Consider the following 21,280-nt stretch of genomic DNA (forward strand, 5'->3'; position numbering starts at 1 on the left):
CATGAATTCAATTCGATATGCCCGCATCTGTCAAATGATGGCGATGCGGCAACCTGACCTGACGGTTTGCCTTGAAGAAGTGCATAAATCCCATAATGTGGCGGCTGTTATAAGAACAGCTGATGCCGTGGGTATTCCTAAAATTCATGCTATTTGGCCTGAAGAAAAAATGCGAATGCTCGTATCACCAGCAGCAGGAAGTAACAGTTGGGTCAATGTAGAAACACACCCCACAATCACTGATGCAGTAGGTGTTTTTCGTACTCAAGGTATGCAAGTTCTTGCGACACATCTCTCAGATAAAGCCGTCGATTTTCGCGAGATTGATTACACTCGCCCAACTTGTATTATTATGGGACAGGAAAAAACAGGTATCTCACAAGATGCGATAGCGCTTGCCGATCAAGATATCATTGTTCCTATGATGGGGATGGTACAATCACTGAATGTTTCGGTTGCCAGTGCTTTAATTTTATATGAAGCACAACGCCAGCGTCAGGCTGCGGGTATGTATAATCGAACAGAGAGCACCTTAACAGAAGAAGAACAACAAATTCTGCTATTTGAAGGTGGATACCCAGTATTGGCAGAAGTTTCTCGTCGAAAAGGCCTGCCTCGCCCATACATTAATGATCATGGTGAAATTGAAGCACCTGATTCATGGTGGGCAGAAATGCAAATGACACAAAAGCAACTTAGGAAATTAAAAAAGACGGAGTATTAATCCCATGAAAGGAAAACTGCTTGATGCAATCCCCTTAACCACTCTTCACGGCGTAGGTGCAAGTCAGGCAGACAAGCTGGCAAAAATAGGGCTTGTGACTATTGAGGATTTGTTACTCCACCTTCCTTTGCGTTATGAAGATCAAACGCACCTCTATGCTATTAGCGATCTTCTTCCCGGTATCCCTGCTACTGTTTCAGGTGAAGTATTAAGAACCGAAGTCAGTTTTGGTCGGCGTAAAATGATGACCTGCCAAATTTCTGATGGCTCAGGTATTTTAACGCTTCGCTTTTTTAACTTTACGGCAGCAATGAAAAACAACCTTGCTCAAGGTAAACAAGTCACCGCCTATGGTGAAGTTAAGCGAGGAAGTCGGGGCCCTGAAATTATTCATCCTGAATATAAAATCAAAGTTGCAGGCTCTGAAGTTAAACTGCAAGAAACACTCACTCCCATCTATTCAACTACAGAAGGCTTACGCCAAACATCATTACGTAAATTAATAGAGCAAGCATTAGAATTGCTTGATACCTGTGCTATTAATGAATTATTGCCCGATCAATTTATTCATGGTTTACCCCCATTAGCCACCGCATTGCGCACTTTACATAATCCGCCTCCTAATATTGCCTTTGCAGAGCTTGAAAAAGGGCAACACCCTGCACAAAAAAGACTTATCCTTGAAGAATTGTTGGCTCATAATTTAGGTATGCTGAATGCCAGAGCTGGTGCGCAATCTTATCGTGCAGAGCCGCTGTTTATGCCAGATACATCAACATTACGTCAGCAGTTTCTCGCAATGCTACCTTTTACCCCGACTAATGCTCAGCAACGTGTCGTCAATGAAATTGAAAATGATTTAGAAAAAAACTACCCGATGATGCGACTTATCCAAGGAGATGTCGGTTCAGGTAAAACACTAGTTGCAGCATTAAGTGCATTACGCGCTATTGCAAATGGTAAGCAAGTAGCGTTAATGGCCCCAACAGAATTATTAGCAGAACAACATGCATTGACGTTTAGAAAATGGTTTGAGCCTTTTGGTATTCAAGTGGGTTGGTTGGCTGGAAAGCAGAAAGGGAAAGCTCGCGAGGCACAGCAAAACGCCATTGCGAATGGTGAAGTTTCTATTATTATTGGTACTCATGCTATTTTTCAAGAACAAGTAAAGTTTCACTCCCTTGCCTTAGTCATTATTGATGAGCAACACCGTTTTGGAGTGCATCAACGTCTTGCTTTATGGAAAAAAGGTGAAGAGCAAGGTTTTCATCCTCATCAATTGGTGATGACAGCAACACCAATTCCGCGAACACTCGCAATGACTGCTTACGCCGATATGGATACCTCTATCATCGACGAATTACCTCCTGGACGGACACCAGTAACCACAGTTGCCATCCCTGATACTCGTCGTAATGATATTATTGAGCGTATTAGGCTCGCCTGTACAGAAGAGAACCGCCAAGCTTATTGGGTCTGTACATTAATTGAAGATTCCGACGTACTTGAAGCACAAGCAGCCCAAGTCATTTATGATGAACTTACACTCGCACTTCCTGAAATTAAAGTCGGGCTTGTACACGGTCGAATGAAACCTACTGAAAAACAAGCTGTTATGGCGGCTTTTAAAGAAAATGAATTACATCTTCTGGTCGCAACAACCGTTATCGAAGTCGGCGTTGATGTGCCTAATGCCAGTTTGATGATTATTGATAACCCAGAACGACTAGGCCTTGCACAGTTACACCAACTACGTGGACGTGTAGGTCGAGGCGCAATCGCCTCCCATTGTGTCTTGTTATATAAAACCCCACTCACTCAAACAGCACGTTTGCGATTACAAGTATTAAGAGATAGCAATGATGGCTTTGTGATTGCCCAAAAAGATCTCGAAATTCGTGGCCCTGGTGAGCTTTTAGGTACTAAGCAAACAGGTAATGCGCAATTTAAAGTGGCTGATTTATTACGCGACCAAGGACTGATCCCTGAAGTACAACGTATTGCTCGTTACTTACATCAACATTACCCTAAGCATTCTCAAGCCTTAATCGAACGCTGGCTACCCGCTAAGACTCAATATAGCCAAGCGTAAGATCACTCTTTGCATCGCCTTAGCATGCCGTTAAACGCGATTTAGCATAGTATTGAAATAGAACACCATAAAAAAACACCCCAATGCTGAAAAACAACATTGGGGTGCAATTTAATACAGAGATATTTCTCAAGTTATAACGGTAAAACTATCCCGCTATCGGTGTAAAGAATGGTAGCAGTAGATACAGTTTGATCACTATCGCATTCACAATATCAATAAAGAATGCCCCTACCATTGGTACGACTAAGAACGCAAGATGAGACGGTCCAAAACGATCTGTAACGGCTTGCATATTAGCAATCGCTGTTGGTGTTGCCCCTAAACCAAAACCACAGTGACCTGCCGCTAAAATCGCCGCATCGTAGTTTTTACCCATCACACGGAATGTCACAAAAATAGCGTACAACGCCATAACACCCGCCTGAACACCAAGAATAACCAGCATTGGGATCGCCAGTGAAGCCAGTTCCCATAATTTTAGACTCATTAATGCCATCGCTAAAAATAACGATAAACTCACGTTACCTAAAACTGACACAGCTCTATCAAAAACACGGTAGAACCCAAGCATTGAAAGGCTATTACTTAAAATAACACCAATAAATAGAACGCACACAAAGGTTGGTAGTGAGAATGCCGTGCCTTCTAATAATTGAGAAAGGAATGTACCCGCCATTAAACAGATAGAGATCATCGCAATAGTTTCTAACAATACCATTGAAGTAATCATTCTACCTGTAGTGGGTTTCTCAAACGCCGTTGGCATTTCATGATCATCAGCGCCAAGTCCTGGTGTTGGAATATTCTTGATTAAGTAACGTGCAACTGGGCCACCAATCAATCCACCTAAAACCAAACCAAAGGTTGCACACGCCATTGCGACTTCAGACGCACTCATGAAGCCATAACTTTCAACGAACGTTTTACCCCAAGCAGCCCCTGTACCATGACCACCCGATAATGTAATCGAGCCTGCAAGTAATCCCATCAAAGGATCAAGGCCTAACATTTTCGCCAATGCAATACCGACTGTGTTTTGCACTAGCAACAACCCAACAACAACAAAGATGAAAATAAAAAGTGCTTTTCCTCCCGCTTTTAAGCTCGCGAGGTTCGCGTTTAAACCGATTGTTGCAAAGAAGGCTAGCATTAATGGATCTTTAAGTGAGAGATCAAAACTCACTTCCCAATCCATAAAAGATTTAAATACTAATAAAAGAACTGCAACAAGTAGCCCACCTGCAACAGGTTCTGGGATCGTATACCGTTCTAAAAAAGGAACAGATTTCACTAACTTACGTCCGATCAAGAGAACCAAAGTGGCCGCAACCAGCGTGCCATAAACATCAAGATGATACATTTATGTACCCCGTCTTATTTGTTAATTTTATATAAAAATACTACGACGCTAAGTTCATCCATAAACAACGCCAAAAGCAGGTATCCCCGATTAGAAAAAAAAATGGCGACAAACACAAGTTAAAACATATAAAAATGTGAGCGCCTCTTATGCATTTTGATAACATCATTTTCACGCAAACGATTGCTTTTGTGGCGTAGATCATTAAAATACCGTTTTTGTCGAATAAGAAATTCACACCATGGTTACTTCAGAAAATCAAAAATTGCCTAAAGATAGTGATGTTTCAGTTAAAAAAAATAGCGAGCTTCTTTTTGCTTTAGAAGAAAAACCGCCATTAGCTCAAACGCTTTTTGCCGCTTGCCAACATCTTTTAGCCATGTTTGTCGCAGTTATCACACCTGCGATCCTCATTTGCCAAGCCTTAGGATTACCTGCACACGATACCCAACGCATTATCAGCATGTCTTTATTTGCATCAGGAATTGCCTCTTTAATACAAATTCGTGCATGGGGACCAATTGGTTCAGGATTATTATCGATTCAAGGAACTAGCTTTAACTTTGTTGCTCCTTTAATTATGGGAGGATTAGCACTGAAAAATGGGGGGGCTGATATCCCAACAATGATGGCAGCCCTTTTTGGAACATTAATGGTCGCCTCATTAACAGAAATCGTTCTTTCACGCGTACTTCATTTGGCAAGACGTATCATAACGCCTTTAGTATCTGGTGTGGTCGTGATGATTATTGGTCTCTCATTAATTCAAGTGGGATTAACCTCTATTGGTGGCGGCTATGCTGCTATTGAAAATAATACTTTTGGTTCGCCACAGAACTTATTATTAGCAGGCTCGGTCCTCATTGTTATTATTTTACTGAATCGACAAAAAAATCCTTATTTGCGTGTTGCCTCTTTAGTCATAGCTATGGCTGTGGGTTATATTCTTGCTTGGGCTCTGGATATGTTGCCAACACCAGTAGAACATCAAGAAACGCCAATGATGATGATCCCTGAACCGTTTTATTATGGGCTATCATTTGATTGGCATCTGCTTATTCCCTTAATGCTCGTGTTTATGATCACCTCACTGGAAACCATTGGCGATATCACAGCCACGTCCGATGTCTCTGAACAACCGGTTAGTGGCCCTGTTTATATGAAACGTATTAAAGGGGGGGTCTTAGCTAATGGAATTAACTCCATGGTATCAGCATTTTTCAATACCTTTCCAAACTCCTGTTTTGGTCAAAATAACGGTGTTATTCAATTAACGGGTGTTGCCAGTCGTTATGTGGGTTATGTTGTGGCGGCCATGTTGGTTGTTTTGGGTTTATTTCCTTTCGTTGCAGAATTTGTACAACAAATTCCTGAGCCTGTATTAGGTGGTGCTACGCTTGTTATGTTCGGCACCATAGCGGCATCAGGTGTACGTATTGTTTCTAAAGAAGCGCTAAATCGCCGAGCAATTATGATCCTGGCGATTTCACTAGCCGTAGGATTAGGGGTTTCCCAACAGCCTCAAATATTGCAGTTTGCTCCTGATTGGCTAAAAACATTGCTATCATCAGGTATTGCTGCTGGTGGATTAACTGCAATTATTTTAAATCTAATTTTCCCTCCAGAAAAATAAACCCTAAAAACGGAACAGCGGAAAAACATAAACGCCATTTTTCTCACTGAGAAATGGCGTTTTATTTTTATCTTATTTATATCGCTTACATTAATAAACAGGTGAAATAACGTAGATTTACCCGATGAATACTTGAGCATCGCTTAGTTTTCAGGCATAACTGTATAATGTTTTGATGGAGTATAAAACAGGAGAAGGGCAATGCGCTGGCTGATGAAAAGTATGGTATCTCTGATACTTATCGTTATTTTATTTATTATTATAATTTACGCTTTTATTCAGACTCAGTGGGGAGCGCAAAAGACAAGTGAATGGCTAACACAATATACTGATTACGATATTCGCTTCTCAGGTATTGAACATGACCTCATGCAGCCCGAACAAGTTATTGTTCATGATCTCTCTGTTAACCCTAAACAAGACAAAACAACTGTCTTCGCAAAATCAGCACAAATTCGATTTAATTGGCAATTTTTTACTGCTCCTTCTCACCTGCAAAAGATTACATTAGAAAATGGCAATATTGAATTTACCAATAAGGCTCCATCAATACCGTTAAGCGCTGATATTCTGCAATTTAAAAATATGATTTTAAACAGTACCAATACGGATTTTTCTTTCGAAGCAAACAAAGTGACGGGGGGAATTACACCTTGGGCACCTACATCGGAAGATTTTATTGGAGCTGGCCATTTTCAATTTTCCATTGCTAATGGCGCAATAAATAATAATGAATTCAGTAACTTCATTATTTCTGGTCAATATCAACCAAATAATATTCAAATAGAAAAACTAGGAACGCGTTTACTTAATGGCTCACTCTCATTAAGTGGTCAATATCAAGATAATCAATGGAAATTTGATGAAGTTTATATGAATGGCCTACGTTGGCAATCCTCTCAAACCTTCAGTGATTTAATACAATCAATCTCTAAATACCCACACATTAGCATAAGAGCGCTTAATATTATTGATTTTACGGCTGAAGGAAAACAGTGGGCAGTAAGTGGTTTTGATGGTCAATTTTCTCAATTTGATTGGGATAAAAACCTCACATTCACAATGGGTGAACTCAACGCAAATGACGTTGTTTTTCAAGATGAACATTTCACTGATCTTATCGCAAAACTGAATCAGCAAAACAATCAGCTCAATCTAGATAACCTCAGCCTACGCTATGAGAAAGGCTTAATTAAACTTGCAGGTGATTGGAATAAAGACTCGAAAACTATCTCTATTCATGAAGCGACACTTTCAGGCCTTTTATACACACTCCCTGAAAATTGGCTCACTTTTTTAGCTAAACCTATTGATAACAGCAGTGATATTCAAAATATTACTATCGAACAGTTATCCATAAACCAATCAATTTTAATTGATATTACACCAGAGTTTCCTTTCCAATTCACAGGGTTAACAGGAAAACTGCAAAATTTAATTATTGCAAAAGAAGGTGAATGGGGATTATGGCAGGGTTCAGCTATATTAAATGCAGATAGTGGGACATTAAATAGAATTGAATTACGTCGACCTGATCTACACCTTGTCACTCAACAAGATAATGCAATTGTTGAGCAATATTCGGCCTTTATTGGTGATGGTATTGTGCGAGGCTCAGCAGGTTTAGTGCAATCTAACCAACAACGTCAGTTCTCACTCATTGCTAATGGGCTCAATGTGCCTTTATCAACGCCTTATACATTAGGTTTAAAAACAACCTACTCTGATGAAATAGGCCAATTCACACTAAAATTGAAAGGTAATTTACGTGCGAGCCCAGTGATATCAACACTCAATGGTACGTTGACTGGAAGTAAAGGTGAGCAACAAATACTCAATTCAGAAATACAAAATGGTGAAATAATTAATCATCTATAATATTGATCTTTCGCAGGAGCACGGATTGCTCCCTTAATAAAAAGCGTTACAATGCGCTATTGCCCTTTTCTTTATTGTGGAGTTTTCATGTCTGACGAAGATTTTTCCCCTGAAAAAATATCTTTAAACACGTTTCAACAATCTCCTTTAACTGCACTTGAAGATAACAGCACACTGCTTGTGTGTGATGACAACAAAACTCCGTTGTTCTATTGCCTCTCTAAAGAAGACTATGACGCCTTAATTGAACGGGTTATGGATGCCGAACTTGCAGCGATTGTGCTTGAACGTCGCCAAAATAAATTAGATGAGTTGAATTTAGACTAATTTTATTGATGCCTAAATAGAACAAACAAAAAACACCCTTTCAGGTGTTTTTTTGTTTTTATCGCATCTACAGAGATGAAATTAGCGTTTTTTCTTTTTTCGACCCGGTTGAACAAAGCGCTTACGAGAGTTATTTTCCGTTTCTTTGGTTTTTGTTTGAGGAATATGAATACCCAAGGTTTTTGCATTACTACTGATTTGTTTTTTAGGTTTACTTTGTTTTGCTTTTGGTGGTGCTTCAGACGTTGATTTTTCAATCGCTTCAAATAAGGTAATCAGTTCATCATCGGTCAGGTCACGCCATTCACCAACAGGCAATCCCGATAAGCTCACATTCATAATACGAATACGCTCAAGCTTAGTGACCTCATAACCAAAATATTCACACATACGGCGAATTTGGCGATTTAGCCCTTGAACTAAGGTAATACGAAACACCATTGGTGCTTCTTTCTTCACCTTACATTTCTTGGTTTTTTGTCCCATGATAGGAACGCCTGCACTCATTCCATGAATAAACTCATCGGTGATCGGTTTATTCACTGTCACAAGGTACTCTTTTTCGTGATCGTTACCTGCACGTAAGATTTTATTGACTAAATCACCGTGGTTAGTCAGGAAAATCAATCCCTGTGAATCTTTATCTAAACGGCCAATTGGAAAAATACGGGTACTGTGGTTAACATAATCAACAATATTATCTTTTTCGCCATCATCTGTGGTACTGACAATACCCACAGGTTTATTCAGCGCAATCAGCACCAGCTCAGAATTATCTTGTGCTTCAATCAATCGACCATTAACTTTGACTTCATCGCCAGCAAATACTTGATCGCCGATACCAGCGCGTTTGCCATTAATAAGGACAAGTCCTTGCTCAATATAACGGTCAGCCTCACGACGTGAGCAGATCCCGCTTTCACTGATATATTTATTAAGACGAGTAGATAAATTGGTGTCCATGCTTCCCTCCGTAAACTGCGAAATATACATCAATTGGATCGCGATAGAAACACTTTGCCATTCTCCTCGCCCTAAAGGATGGAATTTTGTGGCTCACCTAATAAGATAAGCATTAAAGTATAAATTAATTATCCACACTCTTTAACGCAAAAAAGATAAAAAATCATTAAATTCAATTAATTAACTTTAACCACCTAACATTGCTTGTTTTGTGCAGGTAAAACAATATAAGTACCACTAAAAACAGCACCAACTCCTTCATCACCGCAAATATCGACATCTAACTTAATACGTGCCTTACTCCCCTTTGCTAATCGTCCTAAATCACCACTTAAATTTTCCATATCAGCAACGGCAGCAGGACGCCCAGAAACAGGTTTACGATAACGAATATGGGCATCCACCAGCACAATATCACCTTGTAATTTATGCTCTTGCATTAATAACCAAATCAATCCCCAACCTGTTAAGGTGGCAAGTGAAAATTGGCTACCAGCAAAAATGGTGTGATGGGGATTTTGATTTCCCGCTTCTGGGATAGTGGTATAAAAACGAGTTCCCGTATATTGAGTGATGCGTAATCCCATTTTTTCACTTAATGGAATATGTTGATGCCACTGTTTTTGTAATTCAGCACACCAATCAGGCCGATGAAGAATATCATCTAAGGACTCAATACTTTTTTTCATAAAGAAATGCTTTATGGGTGTTGTTTGCGGACCTGTAACTAGGCCACAATTTTCATAACCCAATTTTTCAAAGAAGCTTACAGACTCTTCTCTTGCACTGCACACGATCCGTTTTATACCTTCTTGGCGAGCCAATGACTCTAGCGCCATGGCAACAAGAGTACCTAAGCCTTTACCTTGCGCATCAGTACGTACCGCCATAAAGCGGATAGCCCCTTCGTTATCCGCATTAATATAAAGTCGCCCAATTGCAACGGGTTGCCCTGTTTCATCAACAACCATTTGGTGATGAGCAAAGGTATCATACCCGTCTTTTTCAGAGCCTTCAGGTTGATGTAGAGGTTTACGAAGCATTTCCCAACGAAAAGCATAATAAGCCTCAAATTCGGCCTCTGTTTTTGGGGTTCGTAAATGGTACATATCTGAGCTCCTTTTTACATCACTACATGTTTGACGTTATACCTGCAACCAGAAGGTAACAGGGCCATCATTAGTCAGTGTGATTTGCATATCTGCGGCAAATTGGCCTGTTTGCGTTTCTAAGCCTTGTAGCTGGCACTGTTCAATAAAGTAGTGATAGAGATTTTTCGCTAATTCTGGCGACGCGCCGTTTGAAAATCCTGGGCGCATTCCTTTTTGTGTTTCTGCGGCAAGAGTGAATTGAGAGACAACTAATAAACTGCCACCAGCTTGTTGCACATTTAGGTTCATTTTGTCGTTTTCATCACTAAAGATGCGATAACCGCACACTTTTTCACATAATCTTTTGGCTTTCTGTTCGTTGTCGTCTTTCTCTACACCTAATAAAACCAATAAGCCTTGATTAATAGCGCCCACTGTTTCACCGGCAATATCCACGTTTGCCTGTGTCACTCGTTGAATTAACGCGATCATACTCTCTCCAAAATGAATCAATAAAAAAGGATAACAAATTCAATATATTGTTATCCTTACAATAGCATTATTCTTCTACCGGGAGAGAAAAATCATAATCTTTAAAATAGTCAATGATGGTTTGTTTATCAATGACATGCACACCTTTTATTCCCACAGCAATGGCAGCATCAACGTTGGCTTTTACATCATCAAAGAAAACGGCATCTTGTGCTTCAATATCTTCAGACTGTAAAACATATTTATAGATTTCAGGATCAGGCTTTCTCATTCCAATATCTTGAGATAGATAGAGAAAATCTGCGGAAGCTGCAATTTCAGGATAGTGTTCTGGCCAATAATCTTGGTGTAAGCGATTAGTATTTGATAATACCACAACCCGATGTCCTTGCTCTCTTAATTTATTCATTATATCAATGACTTCGGGGCGAACTGCGATAAAAATAGCCTGCCATCCTTCAGCAAACTGTTCAAAGCTTAAATTCATGCCTAATTCTGAACTGATTTCTTCTGCAAATTCGATGTCTGTAATATTGCCGCGTTCGTGTAATTTAAAGATCTCTCCTGTGGTGAAGTTCTTTTTTATGTTCGCTAATGGAACACCACTGAGTTTACTCCATACTGCGAATACCCGGTTAAAATCGATATCAATAATCACATTACCCATATCAAAGATATAAAGCATAAATCCTCTCCATAATAGAAAACTCATTTTACTTTAATCATAAATCGCTTTACTGAACAGGCTTAAACGCTAAAAAAGTACAATAATCACACTTAATTTTTTTGTAAAACATAAAACCAGAATAGGGAGAGACGAAAAATGAGACTAAAAGCATCATTATCTATAATGCATAATAGGGTGGATGATGATTTTTGATATTGATACCAGAAAACAACTTATAAGTTGTATTTTGAGTGATAAACAACACTTAAGTTGTAGATTTAACTTGAGGAAGAAAAACTTATGCGATGGTAAATAAACCACCGCATTCGTCTTATAGTACTGATAGTACCTATACTCTAAATAATTTGAATTACAGATAGGCGGGGAACATAGATAAACTATGTAACTCGACTAGTTGAGTGTAATCAACACCCCTGTAACTTAAAGTATGACGAGTATAAACTCAGGGCGCTAACGCGCCCTAAGAATTATGTTATCAGAATAATGAATTAGTCTTTGCTACGGTAAGCACGACGACGATCATTTTCTGACAGATAACGCTTACGCAGACGGATAGACTGCGGAGTTACTTCAACTAACTCATCGTCATCAATAAATTCTAATGCTTGTTCTAATGTTTGTTTCAGGTGTGGAGTCAGCGTTGTCGCCTCATCGGTACCAGAAGCACGCATGTTAGTTAGCTTTTTACCTGTTAAACAGTTTACTGTTAAGTCATTAGAGCGAGTATGAATACCAATTACTTGGCCTTCATAAACTTCTGCACCATGAGTAACAAATAATTTACCGCGGTCTTGTAAGCTATACAGTGCGTAAGCAACGGCTTTACCTTGGCCATTAGAGATCATAACACCGTTATTACGACGACCGATTTCACCTGGGCGAACATCATCATAATGACTGAATGTTGCATACAGTAAACCAGTACCTGATGTCATGGTCATAAATTCAGTACGGAAACCAATCAGACCACGGCTAGGGATAATGTAGTCTAAACGTACACGTCCTTTACCATCTGGTTGCATATCGCGCATTTCACCTTTACGCTCACCCATCGCTTGCATCACATCACCTTGGTGCTGTTCTTCAATGTCGATAGTAACTTGTTCGAAAGGCTCTTGTTTACGGCCGTCAATATCACGGAAGATAACTTTAGGACGAGATACACCTAATTCGTAACCTTCACGACGCATATTTTCAATCAGAACTGACAGGTGAAGCTCACCACGACCTGATACACGGAATGCATCTGGATCTTCAGTTTCTTCTACACGTAATGCAACGTTATGGACTAACTCTTTTTTCAGACGATCTAAAATCTGACGAGAAGTCACGAATTTACCTTCACGACCACAGAATGGTGAAGTATTAACACAGAAATACATGCTAACAGTTGGTTCATCAACGGCTAATGCAGGTAGCGCTTCAACAGCACCGACTTCACAAATCGTATCAGAGATATTCAGTTCACCTAAACCAGTGATTGCGATGATATCGCCAGCTTCAGCAACATCAACTTCGATACGCTCTAAGCCTAAATGGCCTAAAACTTTACCGACTTTACCGTTACGGGTATTACCTTCGCTATCGATGATAGTCACTTGTTGGTTAGGTTTAACCTTACCACGCTTAATACGACCGATACCGATAACACCCATGTAGTTGTTGTAGTCCAACTGAGAAATTTGCATCTGGAATGTGCCTTCCAGATCCACTTTTGGTGGCTCTACATATTTGACAATAGCTTCATATAACGGAGTCATATCTTCAGCCATGTCATTGTAATCTGTTCCCGCAATACCATTTAATGCAGATGCATAGATAATTGGGAAATCAAGTTGTTCGTCAGTTGCACCTAAGTTTACGAACAGGTCAAATACCTGATCAACAACCCAGTCTGGACGCGCACCAGGGCGGTCAACTTTATTGATAACAACAATAGGTTTTAAGTTGTTAGCAAATGCTTTTTGTGTCACAAAACGAGTTTGTGGCATTGGGCCATCCATCGCGTCAACCAGCAATAGAACGCTGTCTACCATAGACATAACGCGTTCTACCTCACCACCGAAGTCGGCGTGTCCTGGGGTATCTACGATATTGATACGATAGTCATTCCATTTAATCGCTGTATTTTTCGCAAGAATAGTAATTCCGCGCTCTCTTTCGAGATCATTTGAGTCCATCACGCGCTCAGCAACGGTTTCACGTTCACCGAACGTACCAGATTGCTGTAGTAATTTATCGACGATAGTTGTTTTACCATGGTCAACGTGGGCGATGATGGCGATATTACGCAAGTTTTCGATCACAAAATTTGCCTCAGGCATTGTAGAAATAAGCGCAGTATTGTACACGCTTTAGACGAGAGACTAAACAAGATCACAATAATGATTGCTTAACAATATGCAATTAATTGAATTGTGATCCTTTTCACGCCTCAGAATTTAGTAGCATCCGTTCGTTTGCACTAAAATAGTGCAACTAATTAGGCTTAATTTGCACCAACTTTGTGCAATAATTAAAAAATCACAGGAGATATTCTACACTAAACTTCATCAATACAGTATATATCCCTTTTTAGATAAGTTGGCATGCTTTTCGCAATAGAATTTAGGTGAGCAAAAAATTCACCGAAAAATGTGTAAGGCCACTGCACTCAATAAAACCATTCGCCAGGAGAGTTCCTATGTCCCTTGAACATGTGTTATCCATGATTGAAGAACATAAAGTTAGATATATTGACTTACGTTTCACTGATACCCGCGGTAAAGAACAACATCTTACTATTCCGGCTCATCAGGTTAACGATGATTTCTTTGAAGAAGGAAAAATGTTCGATGGTTCCTCTATTGGTGGCTGGAAAGGCATTAACGAATCAGACATGGTACTGATGCCAGATGCAACAACCGCAATGCTCGACCCATTCTTTCAAGATCCAACCCTGATTATTCGTTGTGATGTGCTAGAACCGGGCACAATGAAAGGTTATGACCGCGATCCACGCTCTATCTCAAAACGTGCTGAAGATTATTTAAAATCAAGTGGTATTGCAGACACCGTATTATTTGGGCCAGAACCTGAATTCTTCCTGTTTGATGATATTCGTTTTAAAAACGATATTTCAGGTGCTTCTTACGCTATCAACGATATTGAAGCAGCTTGGAACACCAACACAAAATATGAAGACGGTAACAAAGGGCACCGCCCTATGGTTAAAGGCGGTTATTTCCCACTGCCACCTGTTGATTCATCACAAGATATTCGTTCTACCATGTGTAACATTATGGAAGAAATGGGCTTAGTGGTTGAAGCACACCATCATGAAGTGGCAACAGCAGGTCAAAACGAAGTGGCGACTCGCTTCAATACCATGACCAAAAAAGCAGATGAAACCCAAATTTATAAATACGTGGTACAAAATGTAGCTCACGTATTTGGTAAAACAGCGACCTTTATGCCAAAACCTCTCGTGGGTGATAACGGTTCAGGTATGCACTGCCATATGTCACTGTCTAAAAACGGTGTAAACCTGTTTGCAGGTGACAAATACGGCGGATTATCTGAAATGGCGCTGTATTACATCGGCGGTATTATCAAACATGCTCGTGCACTCAATGCGTTTACTAACCCAACAACTAACTCTTATAAACGTTTAGTTCCGGGTTTTGAAGCTCCTGTTATGTTGGCTTACTCCGCACGTAACCGCTCGGCATCAATTCGTATTCCAGTGGTTGCCAGCATGAAAGCACGCCGTATTGAAGTACGCTTCCCTGATCCTTTAGCAAACCCTTATCTCGCGTTTGCAGCTCAGTTAATGGCTGGTCTTGATGGAATTATCAATAAAATTCACCCTGGTGATGCTATGGATAAGAATCTCTATGACTTACCACCAGAAGAAGCCAAAGAGATCCCAACTGTCGCAGGTTCACTAGAGGAAGCATTAAATACACTGAATGCCGATCGTGAGTTCTTAACTCGTGGTGGTGTATTTACTGACGATGCTATTGATGCTTATTTAGAATTATTACGTGCAGATGTTCAACGTGTACGTATGGCTCCACATCCTCTTGAATTTGAAATGTATTACAGCGCTTAAGATAAGTTTTACCGATAAAAACTTAAGCCAAGATGTAAAACTGTTTTTTTTGCCGTGAAGCTATTTTGCCCATCTTCGGATGGGCACTTTTCTCCCACTTAAGGAGTCCGTCTATTCACTTACGCATTGGTTCATTAATGCAATAAAGGTAAGATGCACTAAAATGGTGCAAAGAGGTATTCAATATGGAAACGGCAGACTTACCTGATAACACATTAATTTTGGACTCATTGATACACTCAGTATTGGTTATCAACAAAGAGTTTATTATTTGTTATGCGAATCATTCTGCGTTACAGGTTTTAGCACAAAGCCGCCGAAAATTATTTGAAACGCCTTTTACTGCCTTATTCAGCTATTACTCTTTTGATGCTGATTTAATGCGTGAAACGTTAGCGAGTGGACAAAGCTTTACTGACAATGAAGTGATATTGGTTGTTAATAACCAATCACACACAATGTCGCTCAGTGCCCAACCTATTTCCGAGCAACACATTTTGCTGGAACTGGCGCCTATGGATAGTCAACGCCGGTTAAGCCAAGAGCAGATACAACAAGCACAGCAAATGGCAGCGAGGGAATTGGTTAGGGGGCTGGCACATGAAATTAAAAACCCGTTAGGTGGGTTAAGGGGCGCGGCACAATTGCTGGCAAAATCATTGCCCGATCCTGCCTTAACAGAATATACGCAAGTTATTATTGAACAAGCTGATCGCCTGCGTGTGCTGGTGGACAGACTACTTGGCCCACAACACCCAGGAACAAAAACATATCAGAGTATTCATCATGTTGTTGAGCGAGTGGCTCAACTTATTTCACTTGAATGCCCTGACAATGTCACCTTGTTAAAAGATTACGATCCCAGTTTGCCTGAGTTATCACATTACCCAGATCAAATAGAACAAGTACTCCTAAATATTACACGCAATGCTTTACAAGCCGTTGAAAAAACAGGAGGGACGATTATCTTGCGTACCCGTACTGCTTTTCAAGTCACACTCCATGGTGAGCGTCATCGCCTTGTTGCTCGTATTGATGTAATTGATACTGGCGATGGGATCCCTTCTCACTTACAAGATACTCTTTTTTATCCCATGGTAAGCGGTAGAGAAGGAGGAAATGGATTGGGATTATCAATTGCGCGTAATTTAGTGGATCAGCATGCAGGTAAAATTGAATTTACCAGTTGGCCTGGGAATACCGAATTTTCTATTTATTTACCAATTAAGTAGGAGATAACTAATGCAAAAAGGAAATGTGTGGGTTGTCGATGATGACAGCTCTATTCGCTGGGTACTGGAACGTGCAATTTCTCGTGAAGGCCTTGTATGTAAAACTTTCGAACATGCAAATGATGTACTTAACGCCCTCAATACAGAAATGCCAGATGTCTTGCTATCTGATATTCGTATGCCTGATATCGATGGTTTATCTCTTCTTAAAATCATTAAAGAAAGCTACCCTACTTTACCCGTGATAATTATGACTGCGCATTCTGATCTGGATGCCGCAGTAAATGCTTATCAACAAGGGGCTTTTGATTATTTACCGAAACCCTTTGATATTGATGAAACCTTAGCATTAATTGATCGTGCAATTACGCATTATCGCGAGCAAAAACAGCCCAATACGACTGAACCTACTCTGCAATCTGTTTCTGATATGATTGGTGAAGCGCCTGCAATGCAAGAGGTTTACCGTATTATTGGTCGACTTTCTCGCTCCTCAATCAGTGTACTTATTAATGGTGAATCAGGTACCGGAAAAGAGCTAGTCGCACATGCATTACATCGCCACAGCCCAAGAGCTTCTTCTCCTTTTATTGCTCTCAATATGGCGGCAATTCCTAAAGATTTAATTGAATCAGAGCTTTTTGGTCATGAAAAAGGGGCATTTACAGGTGCGTCTCAAGTACGCCAAGGGCGATTTGAACAAGCAAATGGGGGTTCTCTTTTTCTTGATGAAATTGGTGATATGCCCCTCGACATTCAGACACGGTTACTACGAGTGCTTGCTGAAGGACAATTTTACCGAGTAGGCGGTTATGCTCCTGTTAAAGTTGATGTGCGTATTATTGCCGCTACACATCAAGACTTAGAAAAACGCGTTCAAGCGGGTGATTTTCGTGAAGATCTCTATCATCGACTTAATGTAATACGCATTCAATTACCACCATTACGTGATAGAACTGAAGATATTCCCAGCTTAGCGCGCTATTTTCTACAAAAAACAGCAAAAGAATTAGGCGTCGAAGCCAAAGCGCTTCATCAGCAAAGTTTGCAAATAATGATGGAATACAACTGGTCAGGTAACGTAAGACAATTAGAGAATGTGTGTCGCTGGTTAACGGTAATGACGGCAAGCCAAGAAATTATGCCTCAAGATTTACCACAAGAAATTCGCCAACCCGATGAGAAAGCAAAAAATATCAGTCGAATTGCTTCATCTCAACATTGGTCACAACATCTTTCATTATGGGCAGATGAAGCATTAGCTGAAGGAAAAGACAATATCCTAACGAATGCATTACCTCAGTTTGAACGGACACTTTTACTCAGCGCCCTAGCCTATACACAAGGCCATAAACAAGATGCCGCACGATTATTAGGTTGGGGCAGAAATACATTAACCCGAAAATTAAAAGAATTAGGGATAGAGGAATATTGATCCTCTACCCCCTTCATCAATTAAATTACACGTGAGAATTGACGTTGGCGCATTTGATTTCGTAAATAGGTATCAAAACACATGCAGATATTACGAATAAGCAAACGTCCTCTTGGTGTCACTTGAATGCCATCAGCTGTTATTTCAACTAAACCATCATCTTTCATTGGCACAAGTAATTCTAAATCTTCTTTAAAATAGTCATGGAAGACAATATCGTGCATTTTTTCAATATCAGAAAAATGCAAATTAAAATTACAAATTAAGGTTTTAATTACATCACGGCGAATACAATCATCATTAGTCAGTGATAAACCTCGCCATAGTGCATTACCTTCACTATTTACACGCGCATAATACTCTTTCAATACCTTCTCATTTTGCGCATAGTTATCCCCTAACATACTAATTGCAGAAACACCCATACCTAATAAATCACACTCTTCATGAGTGGTATATCCTTGGAAATTACGATGTAAAATACCTTTGCGCTGAGCAACCGCTAATTCATCATCAGGCTTAGCAAAATGATCCATTCCAATAAATTGATAGCCATTTGTCGTTAGCGTAGAAATGGTTTCTTGTAATATTTCTAATTTTTCTTCCGCTAAAGGGAGATCTTCATCTTTAATTTTACGTTGAGCCGCAAATAAATTAGGCAAATGAGCATAATTAAATACACTTAATCTATCTGGCGATAATTCAATGACACGTTTTAATGTAAAGGCAAAACTCTCTTTGGTTTGCTTAGGTAAGCCATAAATTAAATCAATACTAGTAGAGTGAAAACCCACTTCACGCGCACGCTCTACTAATGCAAAAATAAATGCTTCGTCTTGCTCACGATTTACTTTTTGTTGTACTTCTTTATTGAAATCTTGCACGCCCATACTCAGGCGGTTAAAGCCTTCATTACGCAAATGATCGATAACATCTAATTCAATCTCACGCGGGTCAATTTCAATAGAAAGCTCTGCATTATCGACAAAATGAAAATGCTGACGTAATAACGAAACCAATCGACTAATTTGTTGCTTATCCAGAAAAGTAGGCGTACCCCCACCCCAATGCATTTGAGTCACTTTTCGGTCTTTAAAATAACGAGCTCTATTAATAATTTCTTTTTCTAAAACATCAAGATACTCGTCTGCTTTATGTTTATGCCGCGTAATAATTTTATTACAACCACAGAAATAACACAGCTTATGGCAGAAAGGAATATGGATATAAAGTGATAAAGGGCGCTCAGGATAACGTTGAGTCGCTTTGATAAAATCAGCATCACCATATTGTTGATTAAATTCCAATGCTGTTGGGTATGATGTATAGCGAGGACCTGAATAGTTATACTTATGGATCAGGTCAAGATCCCAAATAATTGTTTGTTCTGACATGCCTCTACCTTCCAAAAGTGAACCGCTGATATCTCATACCAGCAAACAGACATTATGAATATCTGAAATAATAGTGTAACCAATAAATCGAGAACTGAATATGATCGAAAGGGGTATCGTATAAATCCCCTTATCTTCTTATTCATAGGCTATCCGGCCCGAATACAATATGTGATATAAATCACATTACATAAAAATAGTCTTACTCATTAAAGATATTCATGAATAATTTAAGTTTATTCAACATGTTAGTTAAGCTTTATTATTTTAAAATAACGCTTCTCAACTTTTACCCAGAGTTTAAAACGATATATTACTCAAAATACGATTTAAATTAATTAAATATCTCGTTATATTAATTTTATTATTTTTTTATTCTCTCGTAATTCGATGGTTGCAATAATAGTAATAATTATATCTTTACCTAAATTATAATATTACATACCCTAGGACAAAACATTGATTAATATCCAACTCAGTCGTGTTTTGATTTAAATTTGAGAGTCATTTAAAGAATAAAGGTCGCTATATTACAAGGAAAGATAGCATCCCCCATACCTTATCTTATTTTAATTGACCATTCTCTTATTTTATCAGTCTCTTTTATATACCCGAATTATGGATTATTAACCATGGAAGGAAACGGACTAGCAACCAAGGATGGTTTCTCTTTTCAATAAAAATAACCCTCTATTTTATTTTCTTTGTTATTAATCTAATTTCTTTGATTAAAATATCTGCATTCCTTTAATAGCTAATAAGAATTATTATTATTTGATAATAACAAATAGAAAGGCCCTGTTTATTATGATCACATAAAACAGAGCCTTTTTCTTTATTATGGTTAATTTATAGCATTAAATTATTTTGCTTCTTTACCATAATTAGGTGAGCGAGGGCCGTATAAAATACCATTTGCTTTACCTGCTGAAAGTAACCGCACACTGGTTATTCCTGCAATTTGGTAACTCTTATCAGAAACGGTATTAACGATTTGATTCACAACAGCAGAAACCAACATTCCCACTAAGCTGCTTGATGAACTTTCTGTCTCTGTACTTGATGCGGTTGCAGAACTGCTCCACAACACACCACCATTACGGAGATCAACAAGTTTAGCACTAACAGTGACTCGTGTATCACTGGAAATAACTTGGTATGACGTGCCGAATTCAGTGATATCTAAGTATAAAACCGCATCAGCACCAAAGATTTCACGCAATTTATTCGGACTTACTGCGTGAATATCTCCAGCCATTGATAGACCATTTTGCTTAAATGTCTCTTCAACGACCGCAACTGGGAAAACATAATAGCCCGCTTCAGCCAAAGGATACGTCACTTGAGATAAGAAACTATGCCCCGCACCAACCTCTGTTGTGTGGTTTTGTGGCACTAAAACTAAAATACTTTTTGGCTTACTTTGTTTAAAGGCGGTGTAATCTGTTTTGACAGGTTGAGCACAACCCGTTAATACCAACGCAAACGCAAAACACATTAAAGCAAATAAACGACTCATTTTTGCATTCCTTTGTTTTTCATCAGGCGATCCATAAATTCTGCTGATTCAGGGTAAAGTGCTTTTTCCTCATTAAATTCAGCCATCGCTAAATCTAATGCACCTGTTGCACCATATAACATGCCTAAATGTGCATGTAATCCTGGTGGAATACCTAATGATTTAGCGCGGGAAAGTTCAATACTTTTCTTTAATGTATCAATCTGTGCTTGAGGGTCACTTTCACTTTGTTGATAGTGTTGATAAACCACTTGTTGATAGCTATCCCAGTTATAAAGCGGTTTAGGGCCACTTGCGCACCCTGTTAATAATAGTGCGCCAAAAGCAAGGCTCATTAATGATTTTAACATTGTTAT

17 protein-coding genes are annotated in these 21,280 nt (G+C 39.3%); 8 read left to right on the plus strand and 9 right to left on the minus strand.

Annotated elements, in window-relative coordinates; all coding sequences use genetic code 11:
- The first annotated feature begins 1 nt into the window (after nt 1).
- Nucleotides 2–724: a tRNA (guanosine(18)-2'-O)-methyltransferase TrmH gene (gene trmH, locus GWI68_RS00835; protein WP_109408958.1), complete on the plus strand. Its 723-nt coding sequence runs from the start codon at nt 2–4 to the stop codon at nt 722–724.
- A gap of 4 nt (nt 725–728) precedes the next feature.
- A complete protein-coding gene (gene recG / locus GWI68_RS00840) occupies nt 729–2,816 on the plus strand; it encodes an ATP-dependent DNA helicase RecG (RefSeq protein WP_166539116.1) in 2,088 nt (695 codons plus the stop codon).
- Between the two features lie 148 nt (nt 2,817–2,964).
- On the opposite strand, the gene gltS is transcribed toward recG, so the two are convergent.
- Complete coding sequence (gene gltS, locus GWI68_RS00845) at nt 2,965–4,179, minus strand: sodium/glutamate symporter (protein ID WP_166539117.1); 1,215 nt, start codon at nt 4,177–4,179, stop codon at nt 2,965–2,967.
- A gap of 241 nt (nt 4,180–4,420) precedes the next feature.
- Between gltS and GWI68_RS00850 the strand changes: the two genes are divergently transcribed.
- From GWI68_RS00850 to GWI68_RS00860, 3 genes are all read left to right on the plus strand, one after another.
- Nucleotides 4,421–5,812, plus strand: a complete 1,392-nt coding sequence (locus GWI68_RS00850; protein ID WP_166539118.1) for a uracil-xanthine permease family protein — start codon at nt 4,421–4,423, stop codon at nt 5,810–5,812.
- A gap of 201 nt (nt 5,813–6,013) precedes the next feature.
- Entirely contained in the window at nt 6,014–7,690 is a 1,677-nt protein-coding gene (locus GWI68_RS00855) for an AsmA family protein (RefSeq protein WP_166539119.1), read from the plus strand.
- An 87-nt stretch (nt 7,691–7,777) separates the two neighbouring features.
- Nucleotides 7,778–8,017 (plus strand): hypothetical protein, encoded by a 240-nt coding sequence (locus GWI68_RS00860; RefSeq protein WP_072068827.1) that lies wholly within the window; start codon nt 7,778–7,780, stop codon nt 8,015–8,017.
- An 81-nt stretch (nt 8,018–8,098) separates the two neighbouring features.
- Here GWI68_RS00860 and rluF read toward each other — a convergent pair whose 3' ends face one another.
- The 5 genes from rluF to typA form a co-directional block, all read right to left on the minus strand.
- The gene (gene rluF / locus GWI68_RS00865; RefSeq protein ID WP_166539120.1) at nt 8,099–8,980 is read right to left on the minus strand and encodes a 23S rRNA pseudouridine(2604) synthase RluF; all 882 of its coding nucleotides are present in this window, start codon (nt 8,978–8,980) and stop codon (nt 8,099–8,101) included.
- 194 nt (nt 8,981–9,174) lie between these two features.
- Nucleotides 9,175–10,089, minus strand: coding sequence for a fatty acid biosynthesis protein FabY (gene fabY, locus GWI68_RS00870; protein ID WP_109408962.1), 915 nt, complete (start codon nt 10,087–10,089; stop codon nt 9,175–9,177).
- A 36-nt stretch (nt 10,090–10,125) separates the two neighbouring features.
- Complete coding sequence (gene dtd, locus GWI68_RS00875) at nt 10,126–10,563, minus strand: D-aminoacyl-tRNA deacylase (protein ID WP_166539121.1); 438 nt, start codon at nt 10,561–10,563, stop codon at nt 10,126–10,128.
- Between the two features lie 67 nt (nt 10,564–10,630).
- Nucleotides 10,631–11,248: a glucose-1-phosphatase gene (gene yihX, locus GWI68_RS00880; RefSeq protein ID WP_109408963.1), complete on the minus strand. Its 618-nt coding sequence runs from the start codon at nt 11,246–11,248 to the stop codon at nt 10,631–10,633.
- 491 nt (nt 11,249–11,739) lie between these two features.
- Nucleotides 11,740–13,575 carry a ribosome-dependent GTPase TypA gene (gene typA, locus GWI68_RS00885; protein ID WP_166539122.1) on the minus strand — a complete coding sequence of 612 codons (1,836 nt, stop codon included), beginning with the start codon at nt 13,573–13,575 and terminating at the stop codon, nt 11,740–11,742.
- 359 nt (nt 13,576–13,934) lie between these two features.
- Here typA and glnA point away from each other — a divergent pair, with 359 nt between their 5' ends.
- The 3 genes from glnA (at nt 13,935) to glnG (ending at nt 18,011) form a co-directional block, all read left to right on the plus strand.
- On the plus strand, nt 13,935–15,344 hold the full coding sequence (glnA, locus tag GWI68_RS00890) for a glutamate--ammonia ligase (protein ID WP_072068833.1): 1,410 nt from the start codon (nt 13,935–13,937) through the stop codon (nt 15,342–15,344).
- A 185-nt stretch (nt 15,345–15,529) separates the two neighbouring features.
- Nucleotides 15,530–16,576, plus strand: coding sequence for a nitrogen regulation protein NR(II) (gene glnL, locus GWI68_RS00895; RefSeq protein ID WP_109408965.1), 1,047 nt, complete (start codon nt 15,530–15,532; stop codon nt 16,574–16,576).
- A gap of 10 nt (nt 16,577–16,586) precedes the next feature.
- Nucleotides 16,587–18,011: a nitrogen regulation protein NR(I) gene (glnG, locus tag GWI68_RS00900; RefSeq protein WP_109408966.1), complete on the plus strand. Its 1,425-nt coding sequence runs from the start codon at nt 16,587–16,589 to the stop codon at nt 18,009–18,011.
- A 20-nt stretch (nt 18,012–18,031) separates the two neighbouring features.
- Here glnG and hemN read toward each other — a convergent pair whose 3' ends face one another.
- From hemN to GWI68_RS00915, 3 genes are all read right to left on the minus strand, one after another.
- Complete coding sequence (gene hemN, locus GWI68_RS00905; RefSeq protein ID WP_166539123.1) at nt 18,032–19,405, minus strand: oxygen-independent coproporphyrinogen III oxidase; 1,374 nt, start codon at nt 19,403–19,405, stop codon at nt 18,032–18,034.
- Nucleotides 19,406–20,267: 862 nt separating this feature from the next.
- Nucleotides 20,268–20,924 (minus strand): DUF799 domain-containing protein, encoded by a 657-nt coding sequence (locus GWI68_RS00910; protein WP_109408968.1) that lies wholly within the window; start codon nt 20,922–20,924, stop codon nt 20,268–20,270.
- Nucleotides 20,921–21,274, minus strand: coding sequence for a DUF4810 domain-containing protein (locus tag GWI68_RS00915; protein ID WP_166539124.1), 354 nt, complete (start codon nt 21,272–21,274; stop codon nt 20,921–20,923). The genes GWI68_RS00910 and GWI68_RS00915 overlap by 4 nt, the downstream gene beginning before the upstream one ends.
- Between the last annotated feature and the right edge of the window lie 6 nt (nt 21,275–21,280).

The sequence above is a fragment of the Proteus sp. G2669 genome, from assembly GCF_009915245.1.
Lineage (GTDB): Bacteria > Pseudomonadota > Gammaproteobacteria > Enterobacterales > Enterobacteriaceae > Proteus.